12 protein-coding genes are annotated in these 14,371 nt (G+C 43.4%); 8 read left to right on the top strand and 4 right to left on the bottom strand.

Annotation, left to right across the window (positions count from 1 at the left end):
- Nucleotides 1–77: 77 nt before the first annotated feature.
- The 3 genes from R7070_RS08520 to R7070_RS08510 form a co-directional block, all read right to left on the bottom strand.
- Entirely contained in the window at nt 78–1,409 is a 1,332-nt protein-coding gene (locus R7070_RS08520) for a D-serine ammonia-lyase (RefSeq protein ID WP_256900341.1), read from the bottom strand.
- An 83-nt stretch (nt 1,410–1,492) separates the two neighbouring features.
- A complete protein-coding gene (gene serC / locus R7070_RS08515) occupies nt 1,493–2,587 on the bottom strand; it encodes a 3-phosphoserine/phosphohydroxythreonine transaminase (RefSeq protein ID WP_256900340.1) in 1,095 nt (364 codons plus the stop codon).
- Nucleotides 2,588–2,724: 137 nt separating this feature from the next.
- Entirely contained in the window at nt 2,725–3,993 is a 1,269-nt protein-coding gene (locus R7070_RS08510; protein ID WP_256900339.1) for a DUF945 family protein, read from the bottom strand.
- A 186-nt stretch (nt 3,994–4,179) separates the two neighbouring features.
- Between R7070_RS08510 and R7070_RS08505 the strand changes: the two genes are divergently transcribed.
- The 3 genes from R7070_RS08505 to R7070_RS08495 all read left to right on the top strand — a co-directional run bounded on the left by R7070_RS08505 (nt 4,180) and on the right by R7070_RS08495 (nt 7,454).
- Nucleotides 4,180–6,120, top strand: a complete 1,941-nt coding sequence (locus R7070_RS08505) for an ATP-binding protein (RefSeq protein WP_213915713.1) — start codon at nt 4,180–4,182, stop codon at nt 6,118–6,120.
- Nucleotides 6,117–6,614 carry a response regulator gene (locus R7070_RS08500; protein WP_213905283.1) on the top strand — a complete coding sequence of 166 codons (498 nt, stop codon included), beginning with the start codon at nt 6,117–6,119 and terminating at the stop codon, nt 6,612–6,614. The genes R7070_RS08505 and R7070_RS08500 overlap by 4 nt, the downstream gene beginning before the upstream one ends.
- A 291-nt stretch (nt 6,615–6,905) precedes the next feature.
- Complete coding sequence (locus tag R7070_RS08495; protein WP_005378006.1) at nt 6,906–7,454, top strand: hypothetical protein; 549 nt, start codon at nt 6,906–6,908, stop codon at nt 7,452–7,454.
- A 192-nt stretch (nt 7,455–7,646) separates the two neighbouring features.
- Here R7070_RS08495 and R7070_RS08490 read toward each other — a convergent pair whose 3' ends face one another.
- Nucleotides 7,647–8,234: a TfoX/Sxy family DNA transformation protein gene (locus tag R7070_RS08490; protein WP_005378007.1), complete on the bottom strand. Its 588-nt coding sequence runs from the start codon at nt 8,232–8,234 to the stop codon at nt 7,647–7,649.
- Between the two features lie 369 nt (nt 8,235–8,603).
- Between R7070_RS08490 and R7070_RS08485 the strand changes: the two genes are divergently transcribed.
- The 5 genes from R7070_RS08485 to R7070_RS08465 all read left to right on the top strand — a co-directional run bounded on the left by R7070_RS08485 (nt 8,604) and on the right by R7070_RS08465 (nt 14,321).
- On the top strand, nt 8,604–9,524 hold the full coding sequence (locus R7070_RS08485) for an HDOD domain-containing protein (RefSeq protein ID WP_005378009.1): 921 nt from the start codon (nt 8,604–8,606) through the stop codon (nt 9,522–9,524).
- A 146-nt stretch (nt 9,525–9,670) separates the two neighbouring features.
- Nucleotides 9,671–10,576 (top strand): lysine exporter LysO family protein, encoded by a 906-nt coding sequence (locus tag R7070_RS08480; protein WP_005378011.1) that lies wholly within the window; start codon nt 9,671–9,673, stop codon nt 10,574–10,576.
- 208 nt (nt 10,577–10,784) lie between these two features.
- Nucleotides 10,785–11,297 carry a hypothetical protein gene (locus R7070_RS08475; RefSeq protein ID WP_017634875.1) on the top strand — a complete coding sequence of 171 codons (513 nt, stop codon included), beginning with the start codon at nt 10,785–10,787 and terminating at the stop codon, nt 11,295–11,297.
- A 211-nt stretch (nt 11,298–11,508) separates the two neighbouring features.
- Nucleotides 11,509–13,155 (top strand): pyridoxal-dependent aspartate 1-decarboxylase PanP, encoded by a 1,647-nt coding sequence (gene panP, locus R7070_RS08470; RefSeq protein WP_005378019.1) that lies wholly within the window; start codon nt 11,509–11,511, stop codon nt 13,153–13,155.
- 311 nt (nt 13,156–13,466) lie between these two features.
- Complete coding sequence (locus tag R7070_RS08465) at nt 13,467–14,321, top strand: MurR/RpiR family transcriptional regulator (RefSeq protein ID WP_005378021.1); 855 nt, start codon at nt 13,467–13,469, stop codon at nt 14,319–14,321.
- The last annotated feature ends 50 nt before the right edge of the window (nt 14,322–14,371 follow it).

The following is a 14,371-nucleotide window of genomic DNA, read 5'->3' as shown; positions in this document are numbered from 1 at the left end:
AGGGCTCATCAAACGATGAGCCCTTTTGTTATTCCTGTATTATTAGTTACCTAATTAAGCACGTATACAGTGCTGATTTACCGACCAGATTTTTTGAGATAAGCCGCCATTTCATCTTCCGGAACCATGCCCCCACCTGTTGCCCAAACAAGATGTGTTGCGTTTTTGAGTTTTTCTTCGTCAAATTTCATTCGAGACTGATAAGCATGGTTATTCGAGACGTGCACTGCCCCAATCATACCGGCTAATGCAGAAGGCTCTAGATTAATACCTTCCAGTTCACTTAACTCACCCAAGTGGTGATACATACGAGCGTCATCAATGGTGTAAAAACCACCAAGTAGCCTTTCCATCGCTCTTCCGACAAATCCCGAGGCACGACCTACTGCCAAACCATCAGCGGCGGTAATGTTATCGATACCCAAATCTTGCACCGAAATATCGTCATGCAAGCCTGTATGTACGCCCAACAGCATGCACGGTGAGTGCGTTGGCTCTGCGAAAATACAGTGGACATGCTCGCCAAATGCTACCTTCAAGCCAAATGCTACCCCACCAGGTCCACCGCCAACACCACAAGGAAGATAAACAAACAATGGATGATGCTCATCAACCACGATTCCCAAGTCATCAAATTGCTGCTTAAGACGCTCACCCGCAACAGAGTAACCTAGAAACAGCGTCCGTGAGTTTTCATCATCGATAAAGAAACAGTTGGGATCTTTTTCTGCCTCTTTACGACCTTGCTCGACAGCAATACCATAATCTTCTTGGTGCTCTACGACATTAACACCATGTGACCGGAGCTTATTTTTCTTCCATTCCCGCGCATCCGCAGACATGTGGACTGAAACTGAAAAACCCAGCTTCGCACTCATGATGCCGATGGACATACCAAGATTGCCGGTTGAGCCAACCGCAATACTGTACTGCTTAAAAAACTGCCGAAACTCATTGCTGAACAATTTGCTGTAATCATCGCTTTCACAGAGCAAGCCGGCATCAAACGCCAACTTTTCTGCATGAGTGAGCACTTCATAAATACCACCTCTCGCTTTGATCGAACCAGAAATTGGCAAATGACTGTCTTTTTTGAGCATTAAATGGCCCAATATTGGCGTGTCGTATTGCTGCTCCAAACGCACTTTCATATTGGGAATATCCACCACTGCGGACTCAATAACGCCACGCGACGTTTCCGTTTCGGGAAACGCTTTCATCAAATAAGGCGCAAATCGTGTTAGCCGTTCACTCGCCGCTTGAATATCTTTTTCATCTAACCCGACATGAGGTAAGCCTTCCTCCAAGGAAGTGATATGGGGGTTGAACCAACAAACCTCTTCAAGATCAATAAGTGCAGCCAAGAGTGGGAACTGCTTAGTCAGCGCTTCAATATTTGCCTTGGTCATTTTACCTTCCTGGAATGATGTGAGTTGAGATAAACAAAAGCGCCGCAATAGCGACGCTTTGGAGAACAACTATCAGTTTGAGCTTACGCGTAGTTTTTCTCAAACTCTTGCATGAAGTCTACTAACGCTTGAACGCCTTCTAGCGGCATTGCGTTATAAATGGATGCTCGCATACCACCAACTGCTCGGTGACCTTTTAGCGCTTTCAGCCCTTTAGAGTCTGCTAACTCAAGGAAGGTTGCATCCAGTTCAGGCTTAGCAAGTTGAAATGGAACGTTCATCAAAGAACGGTTCGCTGAGTGCACGCCATTACGGTAGAAATCAGACTGATCGATGTAATCATACAGTAGCGCGGCTTTAGCGCGGTTCACTTGCTCAATCGCTTTTACTCCGCCCTGTCCCTTCAGCCATTTGAAAACAAGACCAGACAGGTACCATGCAAAGGTTGGTGGCGTGTTGAACATTGATTCTTTTTCTGCCAAAACAGTGTAATCCAAGATACTTGGTAGAACCTGCTTCGCCATACCTAATAAATCATCGCGCACGATAGCAATAGCAATGCCGGAAGGACCAATATTTTTCTGAGCGCCCGCGTAAATCACACCGTATTTAGACACATCGATCTCACGAGAAAGAATTGTCGAAGACATGTCAGCAACAATCGGTTTGTCGGTGATAGGAAGATCGTTAATCTCAATACCATCAATGGTCTCATTTGGACAGAAGTGAACGTAAGCCGCTTCTGGAGCAATTTTCCATTCACTTGCAGGTAGAACCGCGACTTTCCCGTTGATTTCTGTTTTTGCATCAAACACGTCTGGTTCGCAGTATTTTTTCGCTTCAGCTACCGCGCTTTCAGCCCAATAACCACCATCGATGTAAGTTGCCGTATCGGCATCACCAAGTAAGTTTAGAGGAACAGCAGCAAACTGAGCACGAGCACCACCTTGGCAGAACAGCACTTTATAGTTGTCCGGAATATTCAGAAGATCACGTAAATCCTGCTCGGCTTCTTCTGCAACTTTGATGAACTCTTTGCTTCGGTGGCTGATTTCCATGACCGAAGTACCAAGGCCTTGCCAATCGATTAGTTCCTGTTGTGCTTGCTGCATAACTGCTTTAGGCAGACCTGCTGGCCCTGCACTGAAGTTAAATACGTTGTCCGTATTTTGTTCCATGATGCTCATTGCTCCTGCTATGTAAATATTACGAAATTAATATCACGTTTTCGCAGTGATAAAAACAAGAAAAGAGGTCTTACGACCTCTTTTTAAAGACTAAGCGTTGAATTGGAACAAATTCGCAACAACACGAATTACTGTTGTTGCATCAAAGCAGGCATAAGTAGAGCCACCAATGGGAACTCATGCCCATTTTCGAACTTCAATTTGCCTTCACCAATTTCTGCTTTTAATTGATAACCGCCCTCTACTTTTTCGATCAACTCCATAATAAGGAGCTCATCAATCCCTTCTTGAATAAATGGGTAATGCGTTACTAATTCATCAGAGAAGTAAGTGCTAAGTTCACCAGTAGTGGCCGTCACCAACTTCATTGGATCTTGAGTAATATGCTCAGTACCTTCAGGGATGGATAGTTGCCACTCGTTGTGGAACTTGCCGTCACCGAACGCGAGTGAAAGCTCGTTCACGGATAAATCAAAACCTTTGCTAAACAGCGTGTCAACATGCGGCAATAAGCTCGCAATTTCCTGCTCGTCTAACATTGGAGAGCTTTGATAGATAGACATAATTTGGTCAAATGACTGGCTATCCACATCTGCAATTGAGAAATCCAACTTAAAGTTATCGACATCCGTCCCATCAGTTAAACGCAGTTTCTTAGCATCTAGGTTCAGCTGACTGTTCAGCTTATCACCAGACTCATTCATCGTAGTGTTACCACGGTAGCTCGCATTTTCAATCAAAAAGACAGGCGTCAAGTTCGCATCAACCACATCCAGCTTCTCTAGAGAGAAAGACTGCTCGCCTAACCAGTAGCCTTTTGCTTGCTTTCCTTTACCTTGCCCTGTCAATGCATTCAGATGAAGCTCTTCACCGTTTTCAAAATCCACTTGAACAGAAGGAACGGAAACTTGGTAATTGAGATCACCCAATACCGTCACATCACCTGTTACTTTTGCAGGGCTTGTAGAAACAGAAACACCTTGCGCTTCGTTACGATAATGCCAACTGTCTAGGTCGAGGATAAATGCTGTATTGCCATTTAGTTGAGTTTGGCTATGCATCGTGAGAGGCAAAAAGTCATTGTCCACCAATTTTGAATCAGCTGTTAGGCTTGTTAGACCGTGGCTAACATCACTGGTTACGTCAAACGTCGTTGGCATACCATCACGCTCTAGCTGCGTTTTAAGCTCAGGATCAACAACTGAATAACGAGTCAGCACGACTGAAGACAAGTAGCCACGCTGATACTCGACCACTTCGCCTTTAATCATTTCATCATTCATATTGGTAATACCATCTTCAATGATGGACTGACCAATTTGTCCGACAGCCAATGGCCAACACAGTGCTAATGAGATAGCACCACCAATGGCGCCGATTTTTTTAAGATTTTGCATAACGTCACTTATTAGATATTTTCGGTCAGTCTACCCCAAACCACCTGTGGAGAAAACATTGAGACAAATCAGACTATTGATGCTTATTCTAGTCCATTAATCAGGAATCATACTTGGCTCCCACTCATCATGTCCTTTTATTGTTAAAGTTTGCGTGGCGAAGTTTTAACCGGAGCTAAAACATCTGTGAATCGTTATGCTGTGTTGTGTCTCGACAACAACCCAATCAGTGCTGAACAGTTTCGATTGGAGCTGTCTGCCTTCTCAAGTAAGTTTGATATTTTTTCTGTCGAATCGATAGAAGAGGCTCAAAGCGCTTTAGAGTATCTAGAAGAAAGAGAACAGACTGTTGCTTTAGTTATAGCGAGCCATCACGCTCATTTTAACGGCGTGGATTTTCTTATTGGTTTAGACCGGATGCCACATACCGAGCAAGCAAGAAAAATTCTTATTAGCTGCTCGTCTGATATAGAGGCAATTCTCACTGCCGTTAATAAGGGCAGGCTCGACCACTGCCTCACTAAACCTTTGCCAGATCACGTCTTATTTAACACAGTGCAAAAAGAGCTGACCCAATTTATCTTGCGAAATGGCAAAGAAGACCTGCTAAGTTACAGTCAGATATTGGATCATCACAGCTTGTTGCGAGCGCACATCAATAACCAGATGAGCCATTATCAAGCCGGATTCTTACACGACTACCACTCGATGTCTGATGCCGAGTTAGCCGAGCAAGTGATCTCCGCTCTCCAGCAATTTTTCAAAGATAATGACGAAACAAGAGCGTGCCGTACATACTCACCTGAACACTTATTAACCGTGGAAGGCGAGCCAAATTGCTTTTTGTGGTTTATCACCGAAGGTGAAGTGGCTCTGTACAAACGCGATGAGCAAGGCATGCAGCGAGAGGTTGTACGCCATAACAAAGGGAATATTGTCGGAGGCATGTCGTTTGTTACTGGGGAATGTTCTTTCTCGACAGCTCTAACACTAACCAAAACAGAAGTTATCAAACTCGATCGCAACGTATTCAATAAAGTGATGCAAAGCGACTCAAACTTACTGCCTCTTTTTACAAACTTGCTTTTACGCCACTTCAACCGCCGATTGCAAAGAAGCATCAACACCAAACTGCAACTTCAAAAAACGCTCGAATCTTTAGAATCAGCCCACCAGCAGCTCATTGAAAGAGAAAAAATGGCGATGCTTGGCCAATTGGTTGCGGGAGTGGCACACGAACTAAACAATCCAGTAGCCGCGATATTGAGGGGCGTAGAGAATTTAACGCATACGCTAGAACGATTACTTAACGATGCGCCCAGTTCCGATATACAAAGCAAAGGCATTGAATTACTGAGCAAAGCGCAAACCTCAAAACCCGCTTCAACCGCCGAGCTCAGATCACGCGTAAAAGCGCTTAGCCATACTCTTCCAGACCGAGCATTGGCAAAAAAAGTGGTGAGCCTTGGATTAGAGTCCGATCAAGAGCTACTTACCCAACTAACGAGAAAGCAGAAAGCGTCTTATCATGCTCTCAATACACTAGAGCAATACCACAAAGCAGGTTCTACACTTCGCTCAATTAATGTCTGTGCAGCACGAATTGCTGATATGGTAAAAAGCCTGAAAGGATATGCTCGGTCAGATGATGAGACCCTGCACTATGCCGATATTCATGAGGGCATTGAAGACACCTTGGTGATTTTCGAGAACAAATTAAAAATGCACCAAGTTTCAACCGACTATGCAAACTTGCCTTCCATCCTTTGTCAACCGATCGCACTCCAACAGGTGTGGACGAACTTGGTCTCTAACGCCATTGACGCATTTCCAGAGAAAGGTGTGTTAAACATACAAACACGCCTTGTAGAAAAAGAGCACACACATTATGCCGTTATCTCATTTGAAGATAATGGATGTGGCATTCCTGAATCGCAAAGAGACGCCATTTTCGAGCTGAACTTCACCACAAAAAAAGAAGGTAATTTTGGCTTAGGCATCGGGCTGTCCATCTGCCAGCAAATCGTAACAGCACACAGAGGGTGGATTGACGTCGAATCAGAGATCGGCCAGTTCACACGAATGACCGTCTGGTTACCAGTCATCGAAGAAGGAGATGAAACATGACCAAGTATCTAATTTTATGTGTCGATGACGAACGAGAAGTCTTGGATAGCGTGCTCCAAGATCTTGCTCCCTTCGAGGAGAACTTTGTCGTCGAAGGAGCGGAATCGGTGACTGAAGCTCGGCAAGTGATTGAGGAGATGGCGGAAGAAGAAGTTCAGCTTGCGCTCATTTTATGTGACCACATTATGCCGGAACAAACTGGGATCAGCTTCTTAATCGACCTCAGTCAAAATGGTGACACAAAAGCAGCGCGCAAAGTTTTACTCACAGGACAAGCTGGTTTGGAAGACACCGTAGAAGCCGTAAATAACGCGAGTCTCGATTATTACATTGCCAAACCTTGGAAAGGTGAAGCATTGAGAAAAGCAATCGTGTCTCAGCTTACCGCGTTTGTGATTGAGAATGATGATAACCTGCTATCCTGGACTCAAATCCTTGATTCTGAGGCAATCCTCAACGCCATGGCAGAAAGAAGAGCAAGCTTTGGCGAGTAATAAAGTGTTTGGTTCTAACTTGAACTCAACGATGCTCATTGCACCACCTAACCTCGCATAGTCGAATGAGGTTAGAAAAACATCGTTACTTGTCCGAGTGAAATTCTCGGACACTACGTATATGGCGTAGTTTTTGCTTAAACCAAGGAACTATTAAGTTAATTGACAAAACATCGACACATTTTTGTTGGTCGTGGACCTTCCTTTTTATTATGATGTCGGACAAATCAGATTACGGTTCAAGTGGTTGCTTGAATCCATGGAAATAATGAACAAGGTTTATCGTTAGTTATGCGTAAAACACTATTAGCCGCTGCCTTACTAGTGGCATCAAGCCATGCCCTAGCTGCAAACGATCGCAATGCGCCAGCAACTATGAGCAACTTTAGCTACGACTATTTCGAAGCACGTATTGGCGCAAGTCCTGTGACATTTGGTGCTGGATTCAGCAAATCAATTCACCCGAACGCGCATGTTATTGCTCGTATTGACTCTGAGTTTGAAAGTGATTTTGACTCAGCTGCAGGCTTTGGCTTCCATTCTCCGCTAAACAACTGGGCAGATCTTACTGGTGAAATGCTAATGCGCGTTGTGCAACCTTCGAATGAGAGCAGCACAGATGTTGGTATGGAGCTTAACTTAGGTGTTCGCCAATGGTTGGGCCCTCAATTAGAAGTAGGCGGCAAAGTCGGCTACGTTTCTATCGATAACGATGACGATTGGACTGGCTCTGCCTACGCTCGATTCCACTCAACAGAGCTTTTCTCTTTGGGTGCTGAAGCTCGTATCAACGATTTTTACGGTGATCAGGTAATGTTCACTACGCGTTTTAAGTTTTAAGATTTGTGCTGTAAGAAAAGAGCAAATTAAAAAAACAAAAACCGAGGTCTCTGCCTCGGTTTTTTGTCTAATTTAATGACTAACTCAATGAAGTGGTAAAAAACTTCAACGTCCTTTTTCCGCTTTTCACACTTGCTTTTACGACCCGCTAACTCCATCGAAACGAGTCAATCATTGTGCGATCAGCTTCGCTTAGTCACACAGTGCCAATAACTGTTTTTTACGCGGCTCTTGGATCAGTTTCCAATGTACGCCATCAGTTGCACCAGCAAATTTCCACAGTAGCTTTACATCAACATCATTACCGTAAGCCGTTTTAACTTTGTTGAAGACTTTTACAGGTCCAAGTTCTAAAAAGGTTTCTACGTCATCAACACCGGCTTTCTTGACCATACGTTCAAGGGTTAGTTGCATGTTGGGTAAGTCTCTTAAGCGTCTACTGGCAGAGGACTTTTGATATTTCCGTTCCTTAATTGAGTATTCAATTGATTTCTGTACCAGTTCATCAAGCCCTACATATCCGGATTCGAATAAATCGGTTACATCATAATAATTTACGGTTGCCGTCGTCTGTTTTTTGACGTGCTTATACTTCTCACAGCTCAGTTGAGTAAACACTTCATCTAGCCCATTACCACCACGTAAGTAGCAGCAATCATTGCTGACAAGCGCAAACATAGCATCATCGGTGAATAAACCAATACCACCGAACATAGAACGTTTTTGGTACTCACTGAAGGTGCGTACATATTTAAAAAAAGCTTGGTCTGTCATGTCCATTGACCTCTTTAATCTGAATAAATTACCCCGATTAGCGATGTCACCAGATAAACAGCAGCTTATAGCGAATTATAAATGTCGATTTGTTGGCGATATTTTTGTGAGTTGTGCTCACCAACTTGCTTAATCATACTTAACGTTGAAAAATAAGTTAGGACATAGGTCACATATAAAAAAGTATAAATTCTGCATACGTGATTAGTTTCACACTTATTGTTTGTGTGGTGATATTTTTTTGACGCATAGCATGCCTAAAACACGCCATCATTATGATCTCGCTGGCAATTACGGGCACATAATACGCATTTAATTGATAAAGAATACGCTGTAAGGGTACACTGTACGAAAGATCTCAAGTACAGCGTCACAATGGAACATTTATCATTTTTTTGGCTGCCAAATAATAAAGATAAGCTTATAAACGCACTGGAATCCGAGTTTGCTCAGCTGGTAGAACAGTCCATCGCCACGGGTAAGATTTCGTTACCTCCTATTCCTGATGTCGTGCTTAAAATTCAGCAGTTATGTGTCGAAGAACACACCACGATTGCCGATGTTGCTAACTGTTTATTGGAAGATCCCGGATTAGCAGCGGTCGTTTTACGAGTCGCTAACTCTGTGATTTTCAATCGCAGAAATATCACCTGCAACGACTTAACTACAGCGGTATCTCGTCTCGGAATACTTCGTGTACGTGATATTGTTACCGCACAAGCGATCGAGCAACTTAAACACTCAGTTAATCTCACTAAAGAATGCAATGCCATCTTGGTGAAGAGTGCGGCGATATCTCGTGAGCTCGGTGCCGTCATGGTGATGTTGGTTCAATCGTTTCGTAGCCACGAGCCAGGCACTTATGGTCATCTAGAGCAAGAAAAGGCGTTATTGGTCGGTCTATTAGCCGATATAGGGTTATTTTGCCTAATTAATGAGTACCACTTGTACTTAGATAGGGGCAATTACTTAGACCCAGATATTGCATTGCAGATCTTCCAAACACGTTGTTCTGCCACAAGTAAACTGGTACTTGAGCGTTGGGGGTTTGACAACGACTTCAGAGAAGTATCCTCAAACGAAAAATACGAATTAACGCGACCAGAAGTGAGTTATCTCGACATCGCTAGAATTGCGCATCATTTATTGATGTTCCGCAATCACGATGAACGCATTGACGAACATGAAGTTGAATTCAACTTAACTGGTGCAGAAGTCTTGTATGAACTTAGTAACATGAGTGATACTGACTTCAATGATCAAATCCGTGCTGTACTCAATGCTAGCGGTTTGTAATTTATCGTTTTCTGATAATACCTTATCCGTGATAAAACGATTCGCTCAAGGCTGAGCTGTATGTGGTGAAATGTCTCTAATTTCAACCGATAGATAATTTGATTTATGCGTGTTGATGTTATCTCAAAAAGGAATCATTGAGCTTTATGTTTTCAGGGATGCTATTTATTTTCGCTCCGCTTGTGGTGGGGTATCTAATTCCTATATCTCGATCTTCGTTATTGGAGAAGATCAATCAGTCAACGTCCTACCTTATTTACGTCATTTTGTCGTTGATGGGTCTTAGTTTGGCGGCGCTCGATAATTTAAGCAGCAACTTACAAAGTATTCTCCTCTATGCGAGTACGTTTTTTTTGTGTCTAAGTGCCTGCAACCTGTTGGCTCTGCCTATTATTGATAAAATTATTCCACTCCAGACCAATCAGAATCAAAAGAAGCTACCGTTATCTTCGATGGCTTTAGAGTCAGTTAAGCTTATCGTGGTCGTTGGCGGAGGGTTAGTGGTTGGCCTGCTGTTACCCATTGATTTGAGTTGGGTAGATACAGCAAGCGAATGGATACTCTTTCTACTTCTATTTTTTATTGGTATTCAGCTGCGTAATAGTGGACTTACTCTGCGTCAAATCCTATTAAATAAACAAGGAATGGCCATTGCGGCTGTTGTCATCGCAACATGTATGCTTGGTGGCGTTCTTGCAGCGGTGCTTTTGGATCTTCCTCTTTATCAAGCACTCGCAATGGCTTCAGGTTTTGGCTGGTATTCACTCGCAGGTATTTTAATGGGTGACGCTTTTGGTCCGGTATTTGGTGGCGCGTCGTTCTTGATTGAATTGATGAGAGAGCTAGTCGCACTGGTTGCCATTCCTCTCTTTATTCGTAGCTATCCTTGCACCGCAATTGGTTATGCCGGTGCAACAGCAATGGACTTCACCCTACCCGTTATTCAAACCACCGGTGGTGTGCGTTGTGTTCCTGTTGCTATCGTTAGCGGCTTTATTTTGAGTTTATTGGTACCAGTTATGATGCTTTTCTTTGTATCACTTGCTAGCTAGATCTCAGGTTTTCGCTTTAACATCCATTACAATACGGCAAAAATTTAAATACCCAGTTAACGTCAAAGTGGTCAATATTTTTTGGCAAGACCCCTCTTTCTTTTCGTCATTCAGCCCAACGATTTGTCACGACCAAATAGAAAGAAGGGAGAAACATCAACTGATGTGCATTGCGTTAATAAAGGGATAACAACCAGAAGGAAGAAGAATGAAACGCTTTGTCGTTGCAGCGCTCCTCGCTACAAGCTCAACTTTTACGCTTGCCGCAGATCAACAATGTCTTGCTAGCAAATACGATGGCTACGTCGATGCCTCACTACAGTGGTATCAAGATCTTGTTGATTTGACGGTTACCCAATATCCAGATCTGAAAGAAGTTAGTCAATGGTTCTTGGATGGACGTAAACATCACTTTGAATTAAACCGCGAAGCGGTTCACTACTTTCTAGAGAACGACCCTAGCCGCGTTGCGACGGAACAGCCAATCGAAGCATGGTTAAAACTAGAGCAACATGACGTTAAGCAGTTAGCGACCCGAAGCGATAAGTTAGGTGAAGTTGCAAAACAGACATTTAGCGACCGTCAATCAACTAACCACCCAAAAAACTACGAGCTTCGTTCAGCATTCGCTGATCTGCTTAGTCACCCCCAACAAATTGATACCGCACTTAATAAGTACAATCAGTCAATAGAAAAGATTGAAAAGCAGAAATGTGACTAAGATTGCTCGCATTAGTCGTTGATTAGCATTCGAAAACACTAGAATGTTTTAACGTACTCAATCTAGAATTTTTTAATGTGAATATCGTAACCTTCACCTAAAATTTTCATTTCTACAACTTGGGTTTCAACAATTAAAACGGGACTTTGCGCCCGTTTTAGTTTAGATTGTGCCGCTCGCATTACCAAAATAACTACAAAGATTCTTTGCTATGGTTAAGGAACAAAAAACCGCTGATGTTAGCTTTGAGAGCTTGCTAAAGATCTTCACTGTCCCAGAAGGTCCGGACTCAACGTTAACTAAAATTGACGAGAGCCTCTCGCGAAATCTAAATCAATTTCTTCGTGAACACATCGTGGCAGAAGAAAAGCCTTTACGCGAAATCGAAAAAGACTTTTCTTCTGCTCAGATTCCTGAGCAGCCAGAGTTCGTGTCAGATCATACAGAGCACTTACTCGACACTTTGGTGTCGCACTCAGTTCACACATCTTCACCAAGCTTCATTGGTCATATGACATCGGCACTGCCTTATTTCTTGATGCCACTGTCAAAGATCATGATCGCCTTAAACCAAAACCTGGTAAAAATAGAGACTTCCAAAGCCTTTACACCACTTGAGCGTCAAGTTTTGGGTATGCTGCATCGCTTGATATATGGTCAGAATGATACGTTTTACAATCAGTGGATGCACAGTGCAAACCACTCATTAGGCGCATTTTGTTCCGGCGGCACCATTGCCAATATCACTGCGCTTTGGGTAGCACGTAACAAAGCGTTAAGGGCCAATGGCTCATTTAAAGGCGTGGAAAAGGAAGGCCTTTTTAAAGCCATGAAGCACTATGGCTATGATGGCTTAGCGGTGCTAGTGTCTGAGCGTGGTCACTACTCCCTTAAGAAAGCAGCCGATGTATTAGGGCTAGGCCAAGAGGGCTTGGTTGCGGTTAAAACCGATGCCAACAACCGTATTATTGTCAACGACCTGAAAGCGAAAATTGTTGAGCTCGAAAAACAAAACATCAAGCCTATTGCTGTTATTGGTGTGGCTGGCACAACAGAGACAGGTAATGTTGATCCATTGCCTGAAATCGCTGAAGTCTGCCAAGCTCACGGCTGTCACTTCCATGTGGATGCCGCATGGGGTGGCGCAACACTTATGTCTAACCATCACCGTCATCTTCTTAAAGGTGTGGAAATGGCAGACTCAGTAACTATTGATGCACACAAGCAGCTCTACATCCCGATGGGCGCCGGTATGGTTCTGTTCAAAGACCCTGACGCAATGAAATCCATAGAGCATCACGCTCAATATATATTGCGCAAAGGTTCAAAAGACCTAGGCAGCCATACACTAGAAGGCTCACGTTCGGGCATGGCGATGTTGGTCTACGCCGCAATGCACATCATAAGTCGCCCAGGTTATGAGCTTCTGATTGACCAAAGCATTGAAAAAGCTCGCTACTTTGCGGATTTAATCAAACAGCAAGATGATTTCGAGTTAGTTTCTGAACCAGAGCTTTGTCTGCTCACATACCGTTATTTACCGCCATTCATCCGTGAAGCATTAGCACAAGCAGAAGGCTCACAAAAAGAACAACTGAATGAGCTGATCAATGAGTTAACACAGTTTATTCAAAAGCGTCAGCGCGAAACGGGCAAATCGTTCGTTTCACGTACAAGACTGAACCCAGACCAATGGCAACGCATGAATACGATAGTGTTTCGAGTGGTTTTGGCAAATCCACTGACCACAAAAGAAATTTTGAGCTCAGTGCTTGATGAACAACGCGAAATCGCCAAGCAAGCACCAAATTTGATGAAAAGAATTCAACAGCTGGTTGTTGATATTCAATCGTCTTAACAGCCAGATCGAGTTACATCAATTTGAAATTTTTTTTCGTTTTGATGTAACTCAAACATCATTATCGTGCGACTAGCGCAACAAAACTTCGTTTACACATCCAATTCTGTAGTTTTTACAACATTTTGTTTGAGGCCTGTCAAATTCTCACTAAATAGTACCCGTTATTGGTTTAGACTGATTGAAGATCAGGTTTATACTGATTCTATGGCGCTGGTTGTTTTCGTTAACGCCCCACTCTACTCCGGAATCTTCGTGTTTCCTTTCGTTAGCAGAGCCAGCGAGTTGTTCTCTATACCCTCGTGAACACTATGAATACATTAGAAAAAATTCAAAAAAACCTGGAGAATTTCAGTAAGTCAGAGCGCAAAGTTGCGGAAGTAATTATGGCGTCTCCACAAACTGCAATTCATTCAAGCATTGCAACGCTGGCTAAAATGGCCGACGTTAGTGAGCCCACTGTAAACCGCTTCTGTCGTCGTCTGGACACCAAGGGCTTTCCAGATTTTAAGCTTCACTTGGCACAGAGCCTAGCCAACGGCACCCCTTACGTTAACCGTAATGTGGAAGAAGACGATGGCCCAGACGCGTACACCCATAAGATTTTCGAATCGACGATGGCGTGTTTAGATGTCGCTAAAAATAGCCTAGATCCAATGCAAGTGAACCGTGCGGTCGATTTGCTAACGCAAGCGAAGCGCATTTCATTCTTTGGCCTTGGTGCATCATCTTCTGTTGCCCGAGACGCACAAAACAAGTTTATTCGCTTTAATATTCCAATTACTTGTTTTGAAGATATTGTTATGCAGCGCATGAGTTGTATCAACTGCAGTGATAATGATGTTGTGGTTCTTATTTCTCATACCGGTCGAACAAAGAGTCAGGTAGAAATAGCGAACCTTGCTCGTGAAAATGGCGCAACGGTTATTGCGATTACAGCGAAGGATTCTCCTCTAGAAAAGGCAAGCTCGCTGGCCATCACGCTCGATATTCCAGAAGATACCGACGTTTACATGCCAATGGCAAGCCGAGTTGTACAAATGACAGTGATTGATGTGCTAGCAACTGGCTTCACTCTTCGCCGTGGTACAGGTTTCCGTGAGAACCTAAAACGCGTAAAAGATGCGTTGAAAGACAGTCGCTATGACAAACTAAGCCAGTACTAAGCACTAAAGCTTAGTCAATACTTTATCTAGGGGAGCTCAAGGCTCCCCTT

The organism is Vibrio sp. 1557 (assembly GCF_033340175.1).
In the GTDB taxonomy this organism is placed as follows: Bacteria; Pseudomonadota; Gammaproteobacteria; order Enterobacterales; family Vibrionaceae; genus Vibrio; species Vibrio alginolyticus.
This window is presented reverse-complemented; position numbering and strand designations above follow the sequence as displayed.